At 42.1% G+C, this 24,987-nt stretch carries 25 protein-coding genes; 4 read left to right on the plus strand and 21 right to left on the minus strand.

Annotated elements, in window-relative coordinates:
* Positions 1-298: 298 nt before the first annotated feature.
* The 7 genes from MSG93_RS16070 to rpe all read right to left on the minus strand — a co-directional run bounded on the left by MSG93_RS16070 (position 299) and on the right by rpe (position 6,252).
* On the minus strand, positions 299-787 hold the full coding sequence (locus tag MSG93_RS16070) for a methylated-DNA--[protein]-cysteine S-methyltransferase (protein ID WP_324622484.1): 489 nt from the start codon (positions 785-787) through the stop codon (positions 299-301).
* A gap of 18 nt (positions 788-805) precedes the next feature.
* On the minus strand, positions 806-1,123 hold the full coding sequence (locus MSG93_RS16075; protein WP_005228866.1) for a DMT family transporter: 318 nt from the start codon (positions 1,121-1,123) through the stop codon (positions 806-808).
* Between the two features lie 160 nt (positions 1,124-1,283).
* Positions 1,284-1,775: a cobalt transporter gene (locus MSG93_RS16080; RefSeq protein WP_324622485.1), complete on the minus strand. Its 492-nt coding sequence runs from the start codon at positions 1,773-1,775 to the stop codon at positions 1,284-1,286.
* An 82-nt stretch (positions 1,776-1,857) separates the two neighbouring features.
* A complete protein-coding gene (locus MSG93_RS16085; protein ID WP_324622486.1) occupies positions 1,858-2,763 on the minus strand; it encodes a copper resistance protein B in 906 nt (301 codons plus the stop codon).
* Positions 2,750-4,705: a multicopper oxidase domain-containing protein gene (locus MSG93_RS16090; RefSeq protein WP_324622487.1), complete on the minus strand. Its 1,956-nt coding sequence runs from the start codon at positions 4,703-4,705 to the stop codon at positions 2,750-2,752. Before MSG93_RS16090 ends, MSG93_RS16085 begins: the two co-directional genes overlap by 14 nt.
* 75 nt (positions 4,706-4,780) lie before the next feature.
* A complete protein-coding gene (locus tag MSG93_RS16095) occupies positions 4,781-5,197 on the minus strand; it encodes a hypothetical protein (RefSeq protein WP_199974525.1) in 417 nt (138 codons plus the stop codon).
* 368 nt (positions 5,198-5,565) lie between these two features.
* On the minus strand, positions 5,566-6,252 hold the full coding sequence (gene rpe / locus MSG93_RS16100) for a ribulose-phosphate 3-epimerase (protein ID WP_032874902.1): 687 nt from the start codon (positions 6,250-6,252) through the stop codon (positions 5,566-5,568).
* On the opposite strand from rpe, the gene MSG93_RS16105 reads away from it, so the two are divergent.
* Together MSG93_RS16105 and MSG93_RS16110 are read left to right on the plus strand one after the other, a co-directional pair.
* On the plus strand, positions 6,251-6,439 hold the full coding sequence (locus tag MSG93_RS16105; RefSeq protein WP_202741222.1) for a hypothetical protein: 189 nt from the start codon (positions 6,251-6,253) through the stop codon (positions 6,437-6,439). The two genes, rpe and MSG93_RS16105, sit on opposite strands and share 2 nt — an antisense overlap.
* Entirely contained in the window at positions 6,436-6,711 is a 276-nt protein-coding gene (locus MSG93_RS16110) for a DUF2218 domain-containing protein (protein ID WP_005283533.1), read from the plus strand. Before MSG93_RS16105 ends, MSG93_RS16110 begins: the two co-directional genes overlap by 4 nt.
* A 26-nt stretch (positions 6,712-6,737) precedes the next feature.
* On the opposite strand, the gene fghA is transcribed toward MSG93_RS16110, so the two are convergent.
* The 7 genes from fghA to MSG93_RS16145 all read right to left on the minus strand — a co-directional run bounded on the left by fghA (position 6,738) and on the right by MSG93_RS16145 (position 12,839).
* Positions 6,738-7,583, minus strand: a complete 846-nt coding sequence (fghA, locus tag MSG93_RS16115) for an S-formylglutathione hydrolase (RefSeq protein WP_324622488.1) — start codon at positions 7,581-7,583, stop codon at positions 6,738-6,740.
* Positions 7,552-8,997 (minus strand): C13 family peptidase, encoded by a 1,446-nt coding sequence (locus MSG93_RS16120; RefSeq protein ID WP_005283527.1) that lies wholly within the window; start codon positions 8,995-8,997, stop codon positions 7,552-7,554. Before MSG93_RS16120 ends, fghA begins: the two co-directional genes overlap by 32 nt.
* A gap of 209 nt (positions 8,998-9,206) precedes the next feature.
* Positions 9,207-10,010: a class I SAM-dependent methyltransferase gene (locus tag MSG93_RS16125; RefSeq protein WP_324622499.1), complete on the minus strand. Its 804-nt coding sequence runs from the start codon at positions 10,008-10,010 to the stop codon at positions 9,207-9,209.
* Positions 10,010-10,831, minus strand: coding sequence for an undecaprenyl-diphosphate phosphatase (locus tag MSG93_RS16130; RefSeq protein WP_005228848.1), 822 nt, complete (start codon positions 10,829-10,831; stop codon positions 10,010-10,012). The genes MSG93_RS16125 and MSG93_RS16130 overlap by 1 nt, the downstream gene beginning before the upstream one ends.
* Before the next feature lie 8 nt (positions 10,832-10,839).
* On the minus strand, positions 10,840-11,538 hold the full coding sequence (gene tsaB, locus MSG93_RS16135; RefSeq protein WP_005283522.1) for a tRNA (adenosine(37)-N6)-threonylcarbamoyltransferase complex dimerization subunit type 1 TsaB: 699 nt from the start codon (positions 11,536-11,538) through the stop codon (positions 10,840-10,842).
* A gap of 143 nt (positions 11,539-11,681) precedes the next feature.
* On the minus strand, positions 11,682-12,209 hold the full coding sequence (locus MSG93_RS16140; protein WP_167510591.1) for a gamma carbonic anhydrase family protein: 528 nt from the start codon (positions 12,207-12,209) through the stop codon (positions 11,682-11,684).
* A gap of 24 nt (positions 12,210-12,233) precedes the next feature.
* Positions 12,234-12,839, minus strand: a complete 606-nt coding sequence (locus tag MSG93_RS16145) for a CoA pyrophosphatase (protein ID WP_005228843.1) — start codon at positions 12,837-12,839, stop codon at positions 12,234-12,236.
* A gap of 129 nt (positions 12,840-12,968) precedes the next feature.
* Here MSG93_RS16145 and MSG93_RS16150 point away from each other — a divergent pair, with 129 nt between their 5' ends.
* A complete protein-coding gene (locus MSG93_RS16150; protein ID WP_324622489.1) occupies positions 12,969-13,517 on the plus strand; it encodes an NUDIX hydrolase in 549 nt (182 codons plus the stop codon).
* 46 nt (positions 13,518-13,563) lie between these two features.
* Here the strand turns inward: MSG93_RS16150 and MSG93_RS16155 are convergent, their stop codons facing one another.
* From MSG93_RS16155 to MSG93_RS16180, 6 genes are all read right to left on the minus strand, one after another.
* Positions 13,564-15,576, minus strand: coding sequence for a hypothetical protein (locus MSG93_RS16155; RefSeq protein WP_324622490.1), 2,013 nt, complete (start codon positions 15,574-15,576; stop codon positions 13,564-13,566).
* A 22-nt stretch (positions 15,577-15,598) separates the two neighbouring features.
* The gene (gene filE / locus MSG93_RS16160; RefSeq protein ID WP_324622500.1) at positions 15,599-16,858 is read right to left on the minus strand and encodes a putative pilus assembly protein FilE; all 1,260 of its coding nucleotides are present in this window, start codon (positions 16,856-16,858) and stop codon (positions 15,599-15,601) included.
* Positions 16,858-18,522, minus strand: a complete 1,665-nt coding sequence (locus tag MSG93_RS16165; RefSeq protein WP_324622501.1) for an OmpP1/FadL family transporter — start codon at positions 18,520-18,522, stop codon at positions 16,858-16,860. The genes filE and MSG93_RS16165 overlap by 1 nt, the downstream gene beginning before the upstream one ends.
* A 15-nt stretch (positions 18,523-18,537) precedes the next feature.
* Positions 18,538-19,710 (minus strand): hypothetical protein, encoded by a 1,173-nt coding sequence (locus MSG93_RS16170; RefSeq protein WP_324622491.1) that lies wholly within the window; start codon positions 19,708-19,710, stop codon positions 18,538-18,540.
* Positions 19,711-19,757: 47 nt separating this feature from the next.
* Positions 19,758-20,591 (minus strand): C39 family peptidase, encoded by an 834-nt coding sequence (locus tag MSG93_RS16175; protein ID WP_324622492.1) that lies wholly within the window; start codon positions 20,589-20,591, stop codon positions 19,758-19,760.
* Positions 20,592-21,014: 423 nt separating this feature from the next.
* On the minus strand, positions 21,015-21,974 hold the full coding sequence (locus MSG93_RS16180) for a DUF6160 family protein (RefSeq protein WP_324622493.1): 960 nt from the start codon (positions 21,972-21,974) through the stop codon (positions 21,015-21,017).
* Between the two features lie 524 nt (positions 21,975-22,498).
* Between MSG93_RS16180 and MSG93_RS16185 the strand changes: the two genes are divergently transcribed.
* On the plus strand, positions 22,499-23,845 hold the full coding sequence (locus MSG93_RS16185) for an anthranilate synthase component I family protein (protein ID WP_324622494.1): 1,347 nt from the start codon (positions 22,499-22,501) through the stop codon (positions 23,843-23,845).
* A gap of 14 nt (positions 23,846-23,859) precedes the next feature.
* Here MSG93_RS16185 and hisC read toward each other — a convergent pair whose 3' ends face one another.
* Positions 23,860-24,945 (minus strand): histidinol-phosphate transaminase, encoded by a 1,086-nt coding sequence (gene hisC, locus MSG93_RS16190; RefSeq protein WP_324622495.1) that lies wholly within the window; start codon positions 24,943-24,945, stop codon positions 23,860-23,862.
* Between the last annotated feature and the right edge of the window lie 42 nt (positions 24,946-24,987).

Genomic DNA, 24,987 nt, shown 5'->3' on the forward strand with positions numbered 1-24,987 from the left:
ATATATGAGACTCGGAAAGGTCATCTACAACCTGCGTGGTATTAGTAATATCTCGTTTCTGCGATAGATAAAACAAATGCAACAAGTGAACAGGTTTTGTAGATGACAATGCCTTTGGTTACTTTGGGCGAAACCAAAGTAACTCGAACCGAAGGTTATTCCTAATATTGGATTACACTAGGCAAGACACCGCCTCGCGAATAACCGAGTTACGGTTCCAGTCATAAAATATGTGGATTCATATCTGTTAAGTAGCTTATTCCAAAAAGAAATGAAAATCGAGTATTAACACTACAGATTATGGAATTTGGCTTTGCTCTAAACTGAGTAAAATCTGCTTCTTATCCAGACCACCCGCAAAACCCACCAACGCCCTACTCGAACCAATCACCCGATGACACGGCGCAATAATCGAAATCGGATTCTTGCCATTGGCAGCGCCCACCGCACGCACCGCTTTCTCATTCCCTAGCTGTACTGCAATCTCTTTATAACTGCGCGTTTCCCCATAAGGAATACTCAATAATGCTTGCCAGACCTGTTGCTGAAAAGCTGTTCCCTGAAAATCCAGAGGCAGGTCAAATTGCTGACGTTGCCCTGCAAAATACTCTTCTAATTGTTGTTTCACTTTATGCAACATTGGATGCTGGCGATCTTCAACCAGCTCGGCTAAACGAACCCGTTTATGGTCTTCGTTATCCCACATCACCGCAACCAGTGCCTGATCATGTGCAACCAGTTTTAACGCGCCTACAGGCGAATCCATATACATATAAACCAGTTGCATCATGTTCTCCTTAAATGGTTAATTTGATGAAAGTTTCATCAACATCAAACCCGATACGATCAAGACTGCTGCAATCATTCGCATCGCAGTCATCGGTTCGTTTAACACCATGATCCCGACAATAAAAGATCCAATTGCACCAATCCCGGTCCAGATGGTATATGCCGTTCCCAGCGGAAGGGTGCGCATTGACATCGACAGCAACACCACACTTAAAACCATGAAAACGATGGTCACGATACTTGGCGTTAACTTGGTAAATCCTTCAGACAACTTCATCGAGTATGCCCAGATGACTTCAAAAATACCTGCCAAAATTAAAATTGCCCACGCCATTTTATTACGCTCAACTTTATCAAGGGTTGGGTCGTCCCAACGTGATTCTTTCGAGGGAGGTCGTCCTCCTAAGCTCAGCAGTGTACTGTAAAATAAACCATGATGTGATCTGTTATGTTTCAACTCGGTTGAAAGTTTGAGTAATGACCAGTGACTGATGCTATTTCTTGCGTAAGGCCTTTAACCATTGTGCGAAACGTGCAAGAAGCTTGGATAAAAACTGTTGCAGCTGATATAAAGCATTTTCATCTGAACGGTTCAATTGGCCAGTAGCTGTCTTTTTCTTTGCAGTTGCAAGCTCTAAAGGCTCATAATGTGGCATGGTTTGCTGTAGCTCAGCCCCTAGATTGAGGCGCTGTAAAGCCACAGTGACAGTCTCAATCGGGTCTTGATGATAAAGCGCTAAATGTCGGGCATCTACATCAATACAGTGTTCAAGTAACAGTGCTGAAAAAGGAATAAGGGCCTGTCTTACCCGCTGTTCATGTGCAGCGCTACACATTGCCGGAATATGATAAAAACTGACATACATGCTACCTTCAGAGAGAATGCGTTCAGATTGAGAAGTAGAGACGTGTTGAGGCTTTTCACCCGCTGGAGTAGCGTGAGTATTTTTATCTGTTATTGAATTGTGTTGTTGTTCTAAAGCCATTTATGCACCATGAATGACTCAAAAAAGATACTGTTAGTATAAACCAACAGTATCCCGAAAAAATGACATTTTAAACAAAATATCAAAACTTTAGCGTAAGTCCTGCACCATAGATCCAACCTGTTTTAGAATCCGTAGCTTCTTGCCAGTCAGTCGCCTTGCGTCCCTTGTTATAGCCATAAGCCACATCAATAAACGGCATCACACGGTTCTTCACAATTTCATAGCGGGTTTTAATCCCGACTTCCGCATCGGCAAGCCCGGTTTTGGCTGCATATTTGGATTGATCTCGTAGCACCCATTCCATTTCCAGATAAGGTTGCATAATCAACTTTTGTGTGAGCAAGAAATCACGTTCAGTTTCTAGCACAAAGCGCCATTGCTGATCCTGTCCCGCATACAGATGGGCATCGGTTTCAAAGAAATATTGCGCCATACCGTGCACACCCACAACACCTTCAAACTGTTCCTTATCGACTTGATGCTCAGCGTTATAACGGTAATTTACGCCAGCTTGAACATCCCAAAAATCTGAAATATTACGGCTATACAGGGCCGCAATACGTTGCTCCGATTTTTCAGACTCGGCCTTGGCATAATCGGCGTTGATAAACAGTTTATTTTCATCGCTGCCCACCCAGGTTTTTAACTTAGATTTAACCGTACCCGTGCCATCTTCATCCAGCAACCATGCAGTATCCAACTGAGTCGATTGATAGATTTGCCCGCCATGTTCACGGGTATGGTCGTGCTGCCCATGTTCTGTTTCAGGTCGTTGCTGAACTGTTGGCTGGTGTTGGTGCTGTGAATGATCCATTGGAGATGCAGCAGCTACCGGCATATTCTGCTGTGCGGGCATCTCCATTTGCATCATCTGATCATGTCCTTCATGCGCATAGGCAAATGCACTTAACGAAGAAACCATGCCACCGATTGCCAACAATTGTGTATATCGCTTCATTTTGCAAACTTGCTTAGTGATGTGCATGGCTCGCTCCTTGAGATGATTGAACAGAGGCTTGAACTAGGTTTTTTGAATCGTCCACATTGGCAACAATCAGCTTGCTCATCATGCCTGCACTCATGTGATATAACAGGTGACAATGGATTGCCCACTCCCCTAATTCATCCGCAGTCAACAAGGCCGTAACCGTCTTGCCAGGCGGTACAATCACGGTATGCTTATTCGGCATATCTTGCGGTGCCTGCCCATTTTCTAGCTGCATAAACATGCCATGTAAATGCATCGGATGCGCCATCATGCTGTCATTGACGAATTTCAGGCGGATACGCTCACCATAACGCACCGTTAAAGGCTTAAAGTCAGGATCACTAAACTTCTTGCCATCAATGGTCCAGATATAACGCTCCATGGTTCCGCCCAAACGAATTACCACTTCACGTTCTGCTGGACGGCTATATTTTTCTGGCTGGGGTTGCAAAGATTGCAGATCGGCATAGGTTAAAGCTTTCTGACCTGCAGGTGTTGCCGCATTGGCCCAGCCCTGTACCGTATCCGTGTCTTCTTGTGTAGAAGAGTCTGCCATTTGATGCTGACCATGCTCCATCTCTTTCATGTTCATCTGTGCATGGGCACTATGATCCATTTGTGACATGTCCATATTTTCATGTGAAGCATGATCCATGCCTGCATGTTGTTTAGAGACATCAGCCTGTTTGTCCCGAGCAATCTGATGCTGGCTATGATCCATCTTGCTCGTATTCATTTCAGCATGTGCACTATGATCCATAGCAGGTTGTGAGGATGTTGCAGCGTTCACCTGTTGCTGTGGCATCTGGTGCTGACTATGGTCCATTTCGCCCATTTTCATTTGACCATGCGAGCCATGATCCATGCCCATGTCTTCCATGGTCAATAAAGCACGCGGACGTGCTTTTGGAATCTGGACACTGGTCGGACGGGTCAGCATTTCATTCTGCAATGAGCCGATGGCAAAACCAGAACGATCAATTGACTCTGCTTCAATTTGATAATGTGCCTGTTTTGGCTCGACCAGTACATCATAAGTTTCTGCGGTACCAATACGGAACTCATCTACAGGAACAGGTTTTACTGGCTGACCATCGGCACTGACCACGGTCATTTTCAGGTTAGGAATACGTACATCAAAAAATGACATCGCCGATGCATTGATAAACCGTAAACGGACCTTTTCTCCCGCCTTAAAAGCACCGGTCCAGTTTTGTTGCGGGGTCTGCCCATTGACCAGAAAGGTATAACCCGTAACATCGGACAAGTCCGTTTTTAGCATGCGCATCTGGTTCCACATCGAACGATCTTGCCAGGTTGCTTTCAACCCTTGTTGCTTGAACTGTTTCCAGACGTCACCGACTGTTTCACGCTGGTTCTGATAATACTCGGCTGATTTCTTCAGATTTGCCATGATCTTGTCGCTTTCGGTGTCATGGAAATCAGACAACATCACCACATAATCACGATTCGCTTGTTCATGGGCCGCGACAGGCTGTTTTCCTTTGGGATAAATCACCAAAGGACCATATAAACCATCCTGTTCCTGACCCTTGCTATGCGCGTGATACCAGTAGGTTCCGTTTTGGCGAACCTTAAAACGGTACTCAAAACTGCCATTCGGCTTAATACCTTTGAAACCGTTAAAGCCTGGTACACCATCCATGAGTCCGGGTAAAAGTAGGCCATGCCAATGTAAAGAGGTATCTTGATCTTTGAGCTGGTTATGTACATGAATGACAGCTTCATCCCCCTCCTCAAACTCAAGTAATGGGGCAATAAACTTGCCATTTACGGTAATACGTTGCACCGGTTTACCGGTCACATTGACAGTACCCTGATTAATATTGAGATGATATTCCTTGATTGCAGCCACACTATAAGGTGCAAACAATAAGCTTAGGCTAGCGACAACGCCAGCATATATTTTTGAGGACATGATGATTTCCTAATCTGTTAACTTTTAAAATGCTCAGCTCCCTTTTCACAAAGAGCAAGAGCCTGCAAAGACAGATCAGGTTCTAGGTGGGCGTAAGATCTCTTGCCAATAGCCTGCCAGATGCCGCGCCTGATAATCCGCATGAATATGCGTACTCAGCTCTAAAAGTGGCGAAGCAGAAAGGCTTGGGGTATTTTGGTCTAAAGCGAAATTGATGCTTTGACAATGCGAGGTACTATTACAATCCTGACAATGCAGATGGTCCTGCATTTGCCCGTCATGACATTGACCGGGACTCATGCGATCTGCATGTGAGCTTTGTGCAGAATGATGTTGCATCATTTGCTGATCATGACAGGATAAGCTTGAAACCGTAGATGAATGATGAGAATGAAGCTCTTGAACTGCTGCAACGGCCGCACTGCTGCCCCCAATGAAAAAGATCATCAGGAATACAAACCACAGATGTCTGTATTGCTTGCGAAATTGCACCAAGGGTTCCTTGTTTCCATCAATTCAGGTAATTGAATATGCCTAGCATAATTTCTTTTGACTTTATGCACAATGATCTCCCTGTTTAAATTCTTACCCCACCATTCAAAATCATTATGCTTTTGCTGTTTTATTGGTCACTCCTACCACTTTCACTCACTGCGCAAAAATAGTGCAAAATAAATAAGTTAGCGCATAAAAAAAGGACAAAAACTTGTCCTTTTTCCATTATTTTGCTGCCAATGTAAGCAACTGAAATCATTTTGTTTATTTTAACAACATCTTATCCACTTGGTTATCAACACGGTTATCCACCCAGTTATAAACAAAGTTATCCACAAGCCTAGGTGAAAAATAGGATGAAAACACTAAACTTCTGTTGCACCGACTTGAGCCAGCTCTGCACGCATTTGGTCAATCACGGCTTTATAGTCTGGTTGACCAAAAATTGCTGAACCCGCAACGAACATATCCGCACCCGCCTCGGCAATCTCACGGATATTGGCAGGACCCACACCGCCATCGACTTCCAGACGGATATCACGACCACTGGCATCAATAATCTGACGTGCCTGACGTAATTTATCCAAAGTCATCGGGATGAATTTCTGTCCGCCAAAGCCTGGGTTTACGCTCATTAATAAAATCTGGTCGACTTTATCCAGCACATAATCAAGGTAATGTAAGGGTGTCGCCGGGTTAAAGACTAAGCCGGCTTTTGCACCACCGGCCTTGATCAGTTGCAAAGAACGGTCAATGTGATCGGTTGCTTCCGGATGGAAAGTAATGATTTCTGCACCCGCTTCAATAAAATCACCAATCATGCGATCCACAGGCGAAACCATCAGATGCACATCGATGGGTGCTTTAATCCCGTATTTTTTCAGTGCTTTACACACACCTGCACCAAACGTCAGGTTGGGTACATAGTGGTTATCCATCACATCAAAATGTACAACGTCTGCACCTGCAGCTAGAACTTTTTCCACCTCTTCACCTAAACGCGCAAAATCAGCAGATAAAATCGAAGGAGCAATCAAATAAGGCTTGGACATGGATGACCTGGCAAACTCTGAGAAAAATGATAAGGCGATTATAACAAATTCAGCCCACTTAGGGCTGTTACAAAGTCATTATTCAAGCATTGCAAACTTGCAACAACGCGTTGCATCTCAACTATTTTTATCTGCTTTATGCTTTGTTATGTTAGTCAATGAAATAAGAGGAAGAAAAGCAACATGAATAGCAGCACCAACATCACGACGACTGAAGGAAAACGCATCAGTAAACGTTTGCTTAATCACTGGAAGCATAAGTTTGAAGTTGCAGAAACGGAAACAGAGACAAAAATCTTTATGCCTACTGCAACCGTTACCCTTACACCGCATGAACAACATTTGGCGGTGCTGATCGAAAACCAGCAAGAGGATGTCGCACATCTCGAACAGGTGGTGATCAATCACTTAAACCGTATGGCGCAGCAGGAATTTGTGGCTGAATGGCAGCACAATTAAAAAGAAGCTCAACATGAGCTTCTTTTTTATCCCGCTACTTTTTCAAGCTGAATAGCGTGAAACTGGAGATGATCATCAATAAAACTTTGAATAAAGTAATAGCCATGATCATAGCCTTTGTGTAGACGCAAAGTGAGCGGTTGCTTAGCTTCCAGACAGGCCTGTTTGAATTTTTCGGGGTTCAACTGAGCAAAGAACTGATCATCCAGTCCCTGATCAATCAGGATTTCTTCAAATAACCCACCTTTTTGCTGTACCAGCGCGGTCGCATCATGGGCCGCCCATTGCTGCTGATCCGGTCCCAAATATTGGCCAAATGCCTTTTCGCCCCACGGGCAAATACTGGGTGCGCAGATTGGCGCAAAAGCCGACACCGATTTGAATTGATCCGGATATTTAAAGGCTAAGGTCAATGCACCATGTCCGCCCATGGAGTGACCAAAAATTCCGATCTGGTTTTCAGCCACCGGGAATTCTTGTAAAACATGTGCATAAAGCTCATCAACCAGATAAGACTCCATTTGATAATGCTCAGCCCAAGGTTGTTGGGTGGCATTAATATAAAAGCCAGCCCCTTGCCCAATATCCCAATGATCACCTTGTGCAACATCATCCCCACGTGGAGAAGTATCAGGTGTAATTAAAATCAGGCTGAGTCGGGCCGCCATGCGTTGTGCATGCGCTTTAATTGCAAAGGTATCTTCAGTACAGGTTAATCCTGCAAGATAAAACAGGGCTGAACATGCTTTGCCTTCCAATGCAGCAGGCGGCAAATAGACACCGACTTTGGTGCTACCCTTGAGATGTTGAGAATCAAGTTGATAAATACGTTGCTCACCCTCAAAACAACGGTTTTTTTGCAGTAGCTGCATGTTCATCATCCTGTGTTTTTGTAATGTCTGTAGATGCAATATTTTGTGTCGGGAACAGATACGGTTCAAGCTGTGGCAGCATCAGTTCCATATTACGACCGATCGACCATTGCGGTTCAGAGGGTTCAACACCTTGTGCCACTTCCCACTTGGTCACGGTCTGTTTGGCCTGCTCAAAGGCTTTCTTCATTGAAGATTGTTCGCGCATCGCCAGATCAAAAAACGCCCGACCAAAATAAGTATAGTCTGCTTCATTATTACAACCAAAAGAAGTTTTATCTGCCGCAGAAGCAGTAATGATTAAAGTATCCGGTGATTGTAAAGCCGGAATAAAACTGCCCGAATAACAGGCTGAGATCACAATCACACGCCAGCGAATCCCAGATTTATCCAGCGTTTCTCTTAACCATTTTGGATCGACCTGATCCAGATTCAGCGGTGCATTTTCAATTTCAAAATGATTCCGCTCACCATGCGATGTCATATACAGAAACAAGACATCGCTATCACGATTCATTTGCTGACCAATACGGCGTAACGCCAGTTCCATGCTGGTTTTCGATGCGATTGGCACTTCTAAACGCGTAGCTGGGTTATTGATGAGCATGATGGAACGGCCAAAGGTGCCAAAACGGGTATCGAACTGTTCTCTGATGCGTTCAATTTCAGACTTGAATACATCCACATAGCTATCACCCGCCACACCCATAAAATACCAGTGGCTTTGGGCAATATCCCCATACTGAATCTGATCCAGTGCTTTATCCAGCAAATGGCTTTGCGCATAAAAGGCATCTTCGGCAAAACTTGGCGGGGTCTGCTCCACTTTCCAGATCGGCTGATCCTTTACAGAAAGCTGCCACACCACCATGGTCGCAATCGTTGCTACAAAGACTAGCGCCCGCTCCCACCAAGGCCAGTTCAAAGCACGTGAAAAGACCCAAATTACAGCCAGACTTTGCCAGACAAATAGCCCAACAAACAGCGGTGGCAAGAAACCGTTATAAATACTGTCAGGAATAAAATTCAGATAACCGTTGGAACCCAGATACTGGATAATGCATTGTAACAGCAGAATATTGGTATCAAGTACCAGCCACAATAAGGCAGGCACCAGCATCAAACGTGGCTGATTCATCCGTTGCGAAAGAAAAATACCGACAATCAGGGCAATAAAAGGCCATAGTGCATAGCCGATCAAGCCTTGGGAATTAAATTCTCCCATTTGTCCGGCCACCAGCCAGCTATACAGTGAGTTGGTACAGCCGCCGAGAATTCCCCAGAGAATCAGCTGGGTAATGGATGGATGTACAACCTGTAAGGAACGGCGAGACCCGAGGAACAACCACATTCCAGCAATTTGGTTACTTTTAAAATCATGCCAGAGATTAATGGACGGTTTGAGGTCTATCATAAAATTCTTCGGGAGTTTCTCTTTTCAAGCCTAAACTGAAAATATGCCATCCTAATATTTGAATGTGCAGTACTTTTCCTAAAAGACGCAATGCGTGACTGTAGTGTAAGCTCGACAAGAATTTTTTAGCAATCATGCTTTTGCACTATATCACAAAACTTTACCGAGCATTGACGCAAGCCAAACAATCATTTGAATCTGATTTAGAATTAACCTTTTGGAAAATATGCATCAAAACGGCAAGCATCACCTAACCATTGGTGATCAGGGCTTTGATCTGCCAGATAAACCGCATGTCGGGGGCGTTTTACAATCACCCGTTTAGCAATCTGGCTGGCCAGATGCAAGAGTTGATCGCCAAGATCCATTTCCCCATCTTCAGGTAACAACAGATGTAACAACTGCATTTGCTTCTTGACCTGAGCCTGTTTCTTTGCCGCTTGCTGGTTCTGATCCCGTTGTGGAAACATCGGATCCAGATACACCACATCGACCTGCTCACCTTGCTGGACCAGTTGCTGCAAATAGCTGTTGGAATCGGCATAGATCAGTTGAATACGCGACATGAACGATTGTAAAAACGGATCTTGCTCGGCCTGTGCTTTGGTATATTCCAATAACACAAACAGGATTGGATGGCGCTCCACCAGCCGGACTTCAGCACCCAAATAGGCCATCAGTAAACTGTCATGCCCCAAACCTGCAGTTGCATCGATCAAGCTTGGCTTTTCCCCCAGTTGGCAAGCTCTGGCAATCATCTCTGACTTTAAGCTGGCTCTTTTTAAACGGGGAATCTCGGCACGCCAGTCCGGTTGCATTTTCATGCCGTTGGCAGCTAGGCTAAGCCCATCACTATCAATGACCAAAGCCATCGCTGGATTCAAACGTAAAAAACGGGCATTGATCTTTTCAACCGCTTGACCGTTCAACTGAACCTTTAATTCAGCCAAGCGGCTTTTCAGTTGCTGGAATGCCTGTTCATATTCCGCTTGATAGTAGCACTGCATCTGCATTACCAGTGCACCCAACCTGTCCACCACGTCGCCAGAATAAACAATCCAAATACGATACGGTAATAGGCAAAAGCGGTGAAGTCATGCTTGGACACATAACGAATCAAGGCACGGATCACCACCAAGGCTGAAATGAAAGCAACAATAATACCGACGGCTAACACCAGCATGTCATTGCTATGCAATTCATGACGCATCTTATACATATCCAGCAAGCCAGCGCCCATCAATACAGGGATGCCCAAGAAGAATGAGAATTCGGCTGCGGCTTTACGAGATACCCCCAAGAATAATGAACCAATAATGGTTGACCCTGAACGTGAAGTTCCTGGAATCAAGGCCAGACACTGGATCAGACCAATTAAAGTCGCTTGCTTAAAACTCAGATCATCCACTTCTTTGGTAACGATCTGATGCGGGCGACGTTCCGCCCATAAAATGATAAAACCACCGACAATCAAGGCAATCGCAACAGTAATGGCATTAAATAAATAGGCTTTAACCACATCACCAAAAGTCAGGCCAATAATCACGATGGGAATAGAGGCGATGATCAGGTTCAGACTCAGACGGCGCCCCTGTTCCTGTCCTGTGAGCGCACCAATTAGCGCGCCCCACAATTTACCCCAATATTCATAAATCACCGCAGCAATTGCACCAATCTGCACGGCGACAGCAAACATATCGCGCTTTTCAATGGTCCAGAAATCAAGCAGTTGACCTGATAAAATGAGATGTCCTGTGCTTGAAATAGGCAGGAACTCAGTAATCCCCTCAACCAAGCCCATAATTGCTGCTTTAAATAGCAATAAAAGATCCATAATTAACCTTAATTCGCCTTACCTTGTTCTGGAATTTTTTTCCACGCATCATCACGCAAATACACGGGCAATGCCTGCTCAGCATCAACCCATTTTTGCTGTGCCGCATATACACGGGCAATGGTCGCAATGTCTTGTGCCGTTGCCTTAATCTGTACCCATGCTGTGTTTTCAGTGGAAGCCTCAGCGGAGTCTATTCCTGTTGGCTTAATTAATTCTGAACCCGAGCCAATCGGCGTAAATTTGCAATATGCAGCTGCTTGCTCGTAATTCATTAATTTTTCTTCATCCAGCGCCTGCATTATGCCCTGCTCATCCAGACTGAAATTCGCGATATACACTTCCTGCATACGCGCATCCAGAACCGCTGTGACTTGCGCTAAACCTGTAACACGATAAGCGGCCTGTGCCAGAGCCTGCAAGCTGGAAACTGGAATCACCGGTAAATCCTGTGACCAAGCCAATGCCTGTGCAACAGCGGCATTAATTCGCACCCCACTAAATGAACCTGGGCCCCGGCTAAACGCAATTGCCGACAAATCCGCAAGTTGGCTTTGTGTCTGTAATAGAGCTTGTTCGATTAAGGGCAAAATGGTTTGCGTTTGTGCTTTCGGTCGGTCATCCAACTGAAAGTAGAGTTCTTGAGTATCATCAATCAATGAAACAGAACACTGCTCATTTGCAGATTCCAATGCCAGCAACTTCATGCAAAAACCTTAGCCCGAAACAGATAAAAAACGTCGAGTATCATACTCCACTCAAACGCGATAGGCGAGTTATTGGCTTTTTTATCTCAATAAAAAGCCAAGCATAAACTTGGCTACATGAGGACTTCATTTTTAAACATCTGTTAAAAACTAAAAGCTTCCAGATTTAAAAAGTTTTTGTAATGTTCAGCATAATGTAAGGCACTTAAACGCAAGCGTGCGGCGCCCTGTTCATCCAGTGTTTTCACCACCTTTCCAGGTGAGCCCATTACCACAGAGTTATCTGGAATAATTTTCCCTTCTGGAATCAAGGCATTGGCACCAATAATACAGTTCTTGCCAATCACTGCATTATTCAAGATCACCGCATTCATGCCAATCAGTGAATTATCACCAATCGTACATCCATGCAGCATCACTTTATGCCCGACCGTCACATACTCGCCAATAGTTAACTCGATGCCGGCGTCGGTATGTAAAACTGCATTTTCCTGAATATTCGAGAAATCACCAATCCGTATCACGCAATTATCGGCACGCACCACGGCGCCAAACCAGATACTCACTTGCCGACCAAGTTCTGCTTGGCCAATGACAGTAGCCGTTGGTGCAACCCAGCCATCCCAAGGTTCATGTAAAGCTTTCGGACTCAATCCCTGATAGGTATACATCATGATAAAAAACTCTTAAAAAAATTAGAACTTTGCAATCCCAAAGTGCGGTGGATTCACGAGAAAAGGCCAGCTTTTTTGATAGCCTAGTCCATATTGAAATAATGACACCAGCATCCGCGCAGTCAGCCCCCAGACCACTTCACTGTCTACCTGCATGCTCGGGAAATATAATGATTGTCGGGCTAAACGCACTTCATAAGGTAAAGGGGGAGCATCAATCAGTTCTTGCAACGGAACAAAGAAAATCCGGTCAATCTCGGTTGGTTGAGCAATCAGTTCGACCTGTGCTGGAATCAGCCCGACAATCGGCTTAACAGACAAGCCACTACGCGCCCGCTGAATCGGCAAGTCACCCAGCAGCTTTACATCAAAGGGATTCAGTGCAGTTTCTTCTTGTGCTTCACGGAGCGCCACCACAATATTACTGGTATCGCTTGGATCACGTTTTCCCCCTGGAAAGGAAACCTCCCCTGCATGTTGTGACAACTGCATCGAACGACGGGTGAGCAAGACTTTAGGCTGACTTTCCTGGGTAATCGCAATCAATACAGCAGCATCCGCCTGCTGGATTCGTTTGGAAAAACGTAACCGTTGTTGTAAAAGCGCGATTAACGATGGTTCTTCCATCTCAATTATCTCTTGTTCTCATTTTCCTTAATCAGCATCATAGCCGAATTTTTAGCTGCAATCATAGATCATGATGCGAAGTCATTAAAATTCGGTTATGCTGAGTTATCTCTACGGCTGATGATAATTATGAGCTTTTGCGTTGCGTGTGGACATCAAACTGAAGCAAAAATTCCACTGGGTGATCATAAATCACGATTGGTCTGCACACATTGCGGCAACATTCATTATGAAAATCCCAAAGTGATTTGCGGTGCATTAGCCCTGTGGGATGACAAAGTTTTACTGTGCCGCCGCGCCATTGAACCCCGCTATGGCCTCTGGACCTTACCTGCAGGCTACATGGAATTATTTGAAACCATGGAACAGGGGGCAGCACGCGAAACACGAGAAGAAGCTGAAGCCGAAGTTGAAATCGAACAATTGTATTGTATGTACAATATTCCGCGTATTGGACAGATTTATGTGCTGTTTAAAGCTCTGTTAAAACAAGGACAGTTCGGTGCCGGTGAAGAAAGTATCGAATGCCGCTTATTCGAAGAACATGAAATTCCATGGAAAGAACTGGCTTTCCCAAGTGTAGAACAAACACTCAGACATTATTTTGCTGATCGTAAAAGTGGACAATTCCCTCCGCATTTAGAAACACTCGGCACACGCCTGGACCAAACCGGCTAAATAAAAAAGACCGCATTGCCGCGGTCTTTTTTATTGTGACTGTTGTTTAAGATTTTATCTTAATCGCATTACAGGCTGGAATTTTTTGGTCTGCAATGCGAATACTCGCTGTTCCTTGATATCCTTTTGCGAAAGCTCGCTCTTGAGCTGTAGGTTCAACAAATTTGCTCTTATCAGTACCTTCTTTATCATAAGTATTAATATAAGAGGTAAGATATAAAGCATAATTATTTAACCAAGAGACCGTATTATTTGAGAAGTTAGTTAAGTTAATCCCTGTGGCCTGACCATTTAATAAATTATGGATATTAATCTTCGCTCCACTTATATTTTGACGGCCTGTTAATGACGTAAAGTTTAGACCTAATAATACACCTTCAATTGCGCCAAATTTTGGATTTGCAAAAATCATACGGACTGTAATTGATTTATCGTTTGTAGAATAGAGTGCCCCGCCTGTCGTACCTACCCGATACTGTGTAACACCATATTCATCGATATATGTTCCATCTGTTTGAGGTTCTGCTTGAGCACAGTTCCCTGACATATCAGTCGCTGTTGCATCTTTCTTAATATCAGTACGAATATCTCCATGTTCATCAATGACGATTCCTACATCAACGGGTGCAATGTTTGTATCTCGAAATTTAAAGGTTAAGGTCGCATACAATGGAAATGCATAGCGCTGGCCAGATTGAACATTTGCTTCTGTAGTAAACACATCTTTTGGTAAGTAACTTGCAGGATTCACCTTAAAGACATCTGTTACTCCTTTATAATTTAATCCAGCAATACTCTGCCGCCATAATCCTAAATCCTTAGCATTATTAAAAGGATCCGTAGATTTAGCTTTAGTTAACTGTCGATAGACTGCTTCCGTACTCGCAATATTGGTTCCATTAATTAATTTACCTTGAGTCATTAATACATCATCAGTAGCGTTATTATTCAATGCAAAACGTAAAGGCTGATTTGGATTAATTTCTTGACTAATCAAGTTAAACCAGTCACTTTGAGCATTGACGCGTAGTTTATCCGGTTTGGTGGTTCCCAATAATGCAATTGGTGGAGATACAACATCATTGGTAATGATCGGACGACCTCGCCATTGTTGACCATATCCAATAATATATCCCTGACGATCATTTAATAATTCAAAACGCCCCATTGAGTGGACTAAGTTAGTCCCTTTATCATCTTTGATATTCAGACAATCCGCATAGATTTCTCTATTACAACCAAAGAGACCATCAGGGAAAACACCACTTCCTTCTTCTGGTACTTCAATCACTGCGCCATTACTTCCTGCCTTAAATAAGGGGAGCTCTGCATACCAGATACCTAAATTGCTAAGCTTAAGCAATTGGGAAATAACATCAAATGCCTGCTCATCACTTATTTTACTCACGTCCAGCCAAGGCTTTAGTATTTCAGCATAAGCACCACTACTTAACTCGGTTACACCGATATCACGACTTAAACTTGAAAGTGTATTTTTTTGCTCTGTACTAAACTCGATCGGCTGAATATCACCAATAACATTCTGACTATCTACAATACTTTGACTTTGAAAAATCTTAACTAATGCCATTGCCACTCTAATCGTTTCATCATTCATATCTAAATTAGTAGCGGGTTGGCCTGTTAAGCCCATGGCTAAATCAACAATTCGAATACGAACTGGCACTCCCATTTTCATTTTCGTGAGCTTATCGAGCTGGATCGTGCCTAAATTAATTTTTCGAGGGTTCTGCTCTCCTTGTAAATAAAAGGTAACCGTATCACCTAACTTACATGCACCTGTTACCACATTACTCTCTAACTTTGTTTCAAAATGATTGATCTTATCTGTACTACAATCAAAATTTAGACCTGCTACAGGATAATCCATTACGAATTGCAAGCAATCCACTGCCGTAATATCACAACTGGTATTGGAAGACACACCAGATGTACCTTTAGTTGGATCTTCATTGATTTTGGCGCTTTCACTGCCACATCCATGTAAAAAAAGAGCCAATGTTGAAATAGCAAATGGCAATAATATTTTTTTATTCATCACTGGTTAATCCTATCCTTGCTTACTGTAAAACAGAAATTTTGATCTGCCCTTGGTTTGAGAGTTCTTGTTCTGACACATCAATCGCTGAAGCTAGTGGTGTCATTAAGATATAACGTACATCTTTCGGTACTTTTATCACACCTTGAAGAGCAGCATGCTGTAACACTGTCTCAGCGGTTTTATTACTTTTAAAACCGCTCACCCCCTCTTCAATGCAACCTTTTTCATCTAGAAATACAACGAGGGGCCAATAATATACTGGTTGTTTATTATTTGAAGAATAGGAGTCGATCTGGATGTATTGAATTGAAGGATCGAGCTGCACTAAATCATACTCAAATTTTTCTTTAAGCGGTTTGCGTGGCCAGAGTCCTACATCATTTTTAAGCGTGAGCGTTTTAATGGTTTTTTTATAATCTTCCAAGAAACAACGATCATTTTCAAATGCAGATTTTAAGTCTTCACTTGATAGGCGCGCATAGGTGGTTGACAACACGATCGGTGCTGCTGAATGTGTGTTGCGGTTAAACAGCTTGTCCAGAACTGATCGACTAACACCCTTTTTCCGTTCTATAGTTTCCAGTCTTCCTGTACCATCTGGCATCGTATAAAATCGTTTTTTTCCATCCAAATTAAACTCTTGATTTTCAATATATTCATTATCGACATAGTCAACACCATCTACTTGGCTAAAGCCGTTGCGGGAAACAGTCTTTGGTGAAGCGTCTTCAGTCTTTGACGTAGATTTTACTTTTTCTGCTAGAACAGTTTTTTTCTCAACGGTAGGAGGTTGAACATCTAAATCTTTTGACGTTTTTTCTTGCTTAACTTTAGCTTTTTCGACAGATTGTAAAGGTATTTTCTGCGCACTTGCAGGTTCTGGCGGAGTAATTTTAGGTGGAATATCTAGCTGTTCAGTAACTTTTGGCTCAACTTGTGAAAGTCTCACAGGTTCAGACACTTTTACTGTATTTGACTGGGTCGGCTTTATTTCAACTAACTTCGGCTGAACCCCATCAGTTTTTTCCTGTTCTGATGGTAGAACCTTACTGTTAATGACACCCTGACTACTTGGAGCTGGTGTTTGAACTGATTCAGTTTGCATTTTCTGCTTTGGCTCGGCTTGTTTTTTTCCTATTTTCATAGGCACAACCATTGGACGACCATCTGGTCCAATAATCGTATAAAAACCATCTGCATAAACGGTCGAAGCGCTTGTTACCATTATGCAAAATAATGAAATAACCAACGCCGATTGTCGAGTCCTTCCTTTTTGTATTACCATCTTGTTCTGTAGTTAATTCCGAGTAGAGTGACTTTAGTATTTGTTTTTACGTTCAAACCAGCATACGGATTTAATAAAAGATTATTTACGCCGGTTTGGTTTGAAAGACTACTGGTATTGGCTGGAATATCATCCCGGCTACGTAAGAACCCTAAGGACAGATCCAGATCTGTATCCTGATCAAAACGGTAACCGATACCTAAACCGAATAATTGCGCATTATTGATCGGAACCATAGTATTACGCTTGTCATCTGGAATCGAGCTGGTACGTGGTTCATATCCCATCCGCAGTTTCAAACGATCCGTTGCTGAATACTCCAAGCCAATCCCCCAACGCCAAGACGACTGGAATTTTAGGGGTAAAGCAAGTGAACGATCAGTTACATCATTCGATAACAGCTTCGCGACCTTAAGCAAAGAAATTTGACGATCAAACTCGAACTTAAACTTGTCCCAAGCCGAGAAATCTGTCCAACCCACATCAAAATTTACTTGTAAATCAGGGAAGAGTTTATATTTAATCCCTGCTTTAAAATGCTGTGGATATTTAAAATCCATTGCTAACAAACCAGATTCAACCGGTGGAGCATAGCCAGGAAAACCTAAAATTGCGGCAAGAATTTGGCCTGTGGCTGATGAGTTCAATCCGGCAATTAACTGTTGTGGAGCATCAGCGACATTGATTAAATATTTACCCTTTAAGCGCATCTTGGCTTCACTTTGATAAACCATACCAAAGCTAAAGTCATCAGTGGGTTCCCAAAGTAAACCTAAGTTATAGCTTGGGCTAAGCGATTGCTCCAAAGAGACATCTAATGAACCAACTTTACTAAAAGGATCCATGCCCTCTTTGGCATTACATATACCAAAGAGTAAAAGGTCAGTAATAATGTCACCATTTTCTTTAAAAGGTCCACATACCACTTCATCAACCATACGCAACACCCCGATTAACTCATTCGGGAAACGTAAATCAGTTTTCATGGCAATAGCTTGATAGGACATCCCCACAGATGCTCCCAGATATAGATGATCATTCACCTGATAACCGAATGATGGTGATAAATAAGTGATGCGTTCTAGAGCAACCTGCTGTCCCATATAGTTACTTGGATTACCATCTTCTGCACCAAAACCAGCAACTAAAGGTGCGTACACGGCTGTTGCATAGGTCACTTTCGAACCTGGTGGCTTATAGGAGATGCCTGCAGTGGGTGCGACTAAAGGTGAATTTGGGCCCAAATCTACAATTTTCTTTAAGACCGGTACATAAATACTGGCATATTCCACATCACCATGTACTGTACCCTTAAAGTCAGTACAAATATTTGCAGTAATTTCAGGTCCATCATTACACACTAGAGGATCATCTGAGTAGCCAAAAACGTTATATCCCGCTGGAGCAGCATAATCACGTTTAATGGCAAAATTTGCCAAAATCCCCTGTACATCGGTTTGTAAACCATCGAGTTTGGCTAGTGCTGCCGGGTTAAAATGAACCGCACTGATCCCAGGAGGATCCGCAGTAACTGCATTCCCTAATGCCAAAGAACGTAAATCCACCGATAAGTCTTGTCCGAGTTGTGCATGAGTAGCACCCGATAGCCCTGCAAAAAAAATCGCTATCGTTAATGGACATAATTTAAGGTTTTTCACCATTATTACATCTCCTTAACGATTTTTTTTACCAAAACCTATGATATCAAGCGGGAAAGATAGACCTAATGAAACATCAGGCGCATCTTCGGTTAAACCAATTCCAACCGTGCCATTGACGATTGTTTCTGGTGATACACGCACCCCTAAAGCAAAAGACAACATGGCGCTACTTTGATCCGCAGACTTATAACTCTCATCATTACTAAAGTAGAATTTTGCACCTGTATTAAAGCTTTGTTGATATGACATGGTTAAAGACACATCATAGTTAAAGGAATATGCAAAACCGAATGAGAATCCTCCACTGAGACCAGGATCAAAACTCTCAAGCACACGAGGTTGCCCTGTATTCACATTAGCACCTCGCTGTTGATTTAAACCAGACTCTTTAAATCCATAACTTGTTGAAATAGAAGCAAATAACACAACAGGATCAATGTATTTGCGTGTACTCGCACCAGCACCGACCGAGTAATAACCTTTACCTGTGGAGAGCTCATCAATCCCCACTTCATAAGGGCTATCTCCTGTTTTAGTTGATAAACTACCAAACAGGACCAAAGGTAAACGCCCTTGTTTTAATGGAAATGGTTCCCAACGAGCGCCAAAATTGATATCACCCAAACCCGCAGTGGTTTGATCTTGTAATAAATCTTTTTTAGCAACAAACGGCACTGAGGCAGATAAGGTAAGGTTATCTAATAAACCATACTGGACTGTGAAGGTATTGGTTAAAGTATGGTTAGCATCTTCTTCAACACGTAATCTTGATAATGAACTATTACTATCATTCATAGCCAAATCAAGACGGCTATCTCGATAATAGGTATAATCTAAATCATAATAAGATGAAAAAACTCCTTTCTTAATTAATGAATATTGACGTTCATTCGAGGTAAATACTTCTTGTAAATTTGTTTCCTGTGTTGCGTCACTTTCTTTTTTCTGCAAGGCACTTGCAGCCTGATCTGCCTGACTATTCTCAGTAACCAGACTTGTGTCAGTGAGTGGGGCTTCTGAACTTTCTGTAGCAATATTGGCCTGTGCTTCCGTAACAGGCGCAGACTGGTCGGCCCCAGCGCTAACAGGCTCAGCAGGCGGTTGTTGTTCTGCTGCGTAAAGTGTCGATGTGATTGCGCTCAAACTTAACGCCAACACAGTCATCTTCATCCATGTATGATTCATTTTACTTTTGCATCCTATTACATTAATTTTACTGATTTTTCCTAAACTTATTTCCGCTTGTAATATAAGCGCATATACGTGGTAATCGGTTGATTATAGTTCTTTGAGTTTGGGTCCGAATCCAATACTCGACGCATGGTTGAAGCCTTATCTGCCAGACGCTCAAACTTTTGCGTTGGAAATTGAATTTCAGCCAATGCATAACGATTTACTGTTGCATCCTCAACATGACGCATATCCGAATCTTGCAGCGCTAATAAGCTTTTTTGGTATTGTTGAGGGATATCCACAATAAATAATGTATTATTATCCCAGATTTCCTTAAATCGGGTTTCATCAAAGCTAATATTGCCCAGAGCAGGATCAGCAACATAAACCCTTCCATCTTTATAAGCTTTATATACTACAAAATGTTTAAAACCAGCATAGGTAATAGGTACAATGGCTGGCTGTTTTAATGAAATAAGATCCGTAAACTCTCCGCGATAGCCTCCACTGCTAATCCCCAAAGCCGAGACAAAGCGTTTCATATCTAATAAAGAGAAACTACGGCGTTCAATAATCCTTTGATATTCACCGTACTGTAGCAAGCCACTCATGGTTTGCTGTTCTGTAAGGCGTAAGCCACCATAACCATTCAATAAAGTTGTTAGTGCGGCTGAACCACAACTATAGTCATAAGCCTGACGTACAATTCCGCGGAATTGTTCCTCTACAGCTGGTTTAATGACAACTGCCTCACGATGGTTACGAGTAAAGGAAGGATTACGAGAGTCCATGGTTTCTGTATAATAAACAGTCCCCTGTGGTTTTTTTTCTATTTCAAAGGCTTGCGTTGTAAAGTAATACATCAATGCCGAGCCTAAAGCGATCTCTAACATAAGTCTCTTTTTCTAACAATGGCAACACTTGCCTTATTCATTTTATTTTTAGTGTCAACGACACTACATCCCTGCAAGATGAAGATACCTTTTTTTATAAGAAAATACATCTTTTTTTTGGTTTTTTTTGACAGAATGTTAATTTTTTTATAATTGATACTTAAATTAAACAATTAGCCCCTTCAAACAAACAACTTTACCACAATAAAATTGATAACCAACTGTTCCACTTTCATTACCTATGCTGTTTTCAGTAGATTAAGAAAATCGACAATAGGCATAAAATAACAGATGACTAATTTGAAGAGTACTGAATATCTGAAAAATTCATCATAATATATTTTCAAACTTTATTGATATTTAAAAATTAGACACACAAAACAAAAAAAAGCGCTAAAGCGCTTTTTTTTGTTAGATAATTGCTTAGTGACCAGAAATGGTAATCGCAGCACCTGAACCGCCAGCATAGGTCGTTTTCAAGCCTTGAATTTCTACATCACCGATTGAACCTGCAGTTTTACTACCTAAATGTACGCCTGAGATATAAATATCAGTCCCGTTTGCAGGAGCTTTGCTGATAATTTTCAAGTAACCATCATTTGCAGCTGCTGCACTTTCACCTACTACACTAATATCAGTATTAACACTTAAGCTATTCACACCACTATCAGCTACTTTAATGCTATCAAGATGTATTTCACCTGCAGCTGTACTTGCAACACCATTCAATGTTGTTTGACCAATTGTTGATTTATCTAAAATACCAAGGTTAGTAATTTCCAGACCAGATGCTAAAGTCGTGTTTAACTTAATCATCGCACCTTGAGGAGCAGCACCTAACTGGATATTTGCATCCATTTTACCTGTTTTAATGCTTAAGCCAGATAAGATCGCATTATAGTTAGCAGCGTCATTACCACGTTGAATACTTGTTGTACTCGCTGTACCAGACCCAGAAACACCAATTTCACCCAAGCTGATATTCAAGCCAGAGACTTTTGCTGCGACATTAAGAAAAGCACCACCATTCGCAGCAGTACCAGCATCAGTATCAATCGTCAAATCAGCCAAGTTATGAGAAGCCAATAATTCAGCACCTGAATTATCTGTATTTGGTGTAATAGAAATATTATTAACTACGATTGCACCAGCAACACCTGTACCACCTGAACCAATAGTACCAGCACTACCATTATCAGCATAACCATCGTTATCATGAATTAATAATTTGTCGATTGTAACAGAAGTAACACCAAGACCAATATTAATACCATCTTGACCTGTTGCAGCGCTTAGTGCAGCATCATCCATTGACTGCATAGCCATTGCATTTGCGCTAATCGCCATTGAAGAAACTAAAACAAGTTTAGTAAACATTTTCATTGAGCACTCTCCCAAGAGCATTTATTTTTTGACTTTCACTACTCTAAACTGTCCACGGTCGTTTTTTTATTAATGACAACTAGAACTTCCAATCCTTGAGTAGTTCGCTTAGCAATTACTAAATTACCCGTTTGTTATTTTATGTTCAACTCCTGTTAACTGCTTTTTAGGTACAACCCGACAAACGGCATATAATTCACCCACTTTCTTATTTCGATAAATTGATTTTAAATTACTGTAAATTATATTTATTTTTTATTTTTATCTACAACACTTCAGATAAATCGATTAATCCTTGGCCATTTATCCACTCAGGAGGTGATGGTTACAAGTGTATACAAAAATGCATTTTTTAGTATTTGGGTGACTACTCTATCAATCCACCTTCTAAAGCAAAAATCAGTTCGTATTCTTACCACTGAATTGCTGGTTTTTTACGTCATCAGATTATAAATGTCAGTCCAGTGTTTTTGGATGTAGTACAATTCATTCCATCAAATGTATCTGTAAGTATTTCCGTTTTTATGTCTTATTTTCAGCAAAAGCTTAACACGCAACTCACCTCTGCATTTGATCTTCTTGTACAACTGTACGAATTAACAGGTTTAGTCTACTTATATGACCAAAACACGCCCATTATTGCCTTTTTACCGCAAGAATTTTTAGTTTTTCAACATTCAGAATTAAAACAATTTCAACAAATTCAATTTAATCAATATCAAATAACATCTGAAGCTTCATTAGTTACTGCATTCTCAAAGTTTAAGTCCACCTCTGAGAAATCTGATAGCGTCGCATTTAATGGTGGCTATATAGGTTTTTTTAGCTATGACTATAGTGCAGATCAATTTGTCGACGTAAATTCACGTCATCAACCCGGATTTTTCCTAGGTCAATATTCAACTTTTTTAAAGTATGAGAATGATGGCTGGTATTTTCACAGCGATGAGCAGCAAGCCGAATTCATTTTTCAGCAGATCTCGGATCTGTTCAATCAAGCTATTCAAACACCTAGCCCACTTTATCTACTTGAGAAATGCCAGGCCCGTTGGTCAAAACAGCAGTATTTAAAGGCCTTTCAACAGGTACAGGAATACATCAAAGCAGGTGATTGCTATCAAATTAATTTGACTCAAGAGTTTACCGCCCATGTAAAGGGTTCGCTGTTAAGTCGCGCCAATCCATTGTGGGAACTTACGCATGCCCCTTACGCAGGCTATCTCAAAATACAGGATTTTGAACTATTAAGTTGTTCGCCTGAATTATTTATTGAGTTTCAGACCAATCGAAAAATTAAAACGCGTCCAATCAAAGGCACCATGCCACGTTTTGATGATCCCCAACAAGATCAGATATCAAAAGATAAACTCAGCCATTCTAAAAAAGACCAAGCTGAAAATGTCATGATTGTAGATCTTTTACGTAATGATCTGAGTGTGTACGCAGAAACAGGTTCGGTTGAAACTACTAAGCTCTTTGAAATTGAAAGCTTTAATCAGGTTCACCATATGGTCAGTGAGATTACAGCGACCTTAAAAGCAGACATCAATCCGATGCAAATGTTATTGTCGGCACTGCCTGGCGGTTCAATCACTGGAGCACCGAAAATTCGTGCCATGCAAATCATTGAAGAGCTTGAAGGGGCACCACGTGGTGCTTATTGTGGCAGCTTGGGTTACTTTAATTTCGATGGTACAGGCAGCTGGAATATCTTGATTCGTAGTATTCAAAAATATCAGGATCAATTATCCATGTGGGCGGGTGGCGGCATCACCATTGCGTCTGATGCAGAAGCAGAATATCAGGAATGCTTTGATAAAATTTCTGCCATGCTAGATTTACTCAATACATGGCAGATTTCTAAACAATAAGCTTTACTACAGATTTATAAAATTTGTGTTTTCAGGGTCTCCACTAAACGCTGATTTTGCTCATAGGTCCCAATCGTGATACGCAGAAATTGATTAATGCGTGGTTTATTGAAATAACGCACAATAACGCCCTGCTCTCGCAATTGTTGGGCCAACTGCGCAGCTTCATGTTGTGGATGTGTGGCAAAAATAAAATTGGCTTTCGATGGCAATACCTCAAAGCCTAAAGCAGTCAGATCACCGACCAGTTTTTCCCGGCTTGCAATCACCTTGGCACATTGCGCTTCAAAATAAGCCTGATCTTCAAATGAAGCCACCGCTGCTGCAATGGCAAAACGATCGATTGGATAAGAGTTAAAGCTGTTTTTCACGGCTTCAAGTGCCGCAATCAAATGCGCTTGCGCAATGGCAAAACCAACCCGTAAACCAGCAAGCGAACGTGACTTGGATGTTGTTTGGCATACCACTAGATTGTCATAGAGATTGACCAGTTGTACCGCGGATTCGGCACCAAAATCGACATATGCTTCATCAATCACCACCACTCGATCTGGATTTGCCTTCAGCACCTGCTCAATCTCATCTAAACCGAGCGCGATACTGGTTGGGGCATTTGGATTGGTGATGATAATCCCGCCATTTTCCTGCTCATAATCCGATACATCAATTTCGAATTTTTCATTCAATGGAATCTGCTTGGTCTGCGTTGCAAAGAACTGGCTATACACCGGATAAAAGCTATAAGTAATATCCGGATAAAGAATTGGCTCTTTCTGGATAAAAAAAGCTTTAAAAATATGTGCTAAAACTTCATCCGAACCATTACCAACAAACACTTGAGTTACATCAACCTGCTGCTGCTTGGCAATCGCCTGTTTTAAAGCGGTTGCATCAGGATCTGGATATAAACGCAAAGCATCAGCCTGTTCAGTTAACACAGCCTGGACCGCTTCGACTACTTTTGGGGATGGTGGATAGGGGTTTTCATTGGTATTCAGTTTGAGTAAATTCTGAATTTTAGGCTGCTCACCCGGTACATAAGGCTCTAATTCACGAACCTCGGGACTCCAAAACCGCATTTGTTCTGCTGTAAACGTCATTGTTCTACTCTCATGTATCCTAAAAAAGGGGCTAACCAGCCC

The organism is Acinetobacter sp. IK40 (assembly GCF_035615075.1).
In the GTDB taxonomy this organism is placed as follows: Bacteria; Pseudomonadota; Gammaproteobacteria; order Pseudomonadales; family Moraxellaceae; genus Acinetobacter; species Acinetobacter courvalinii.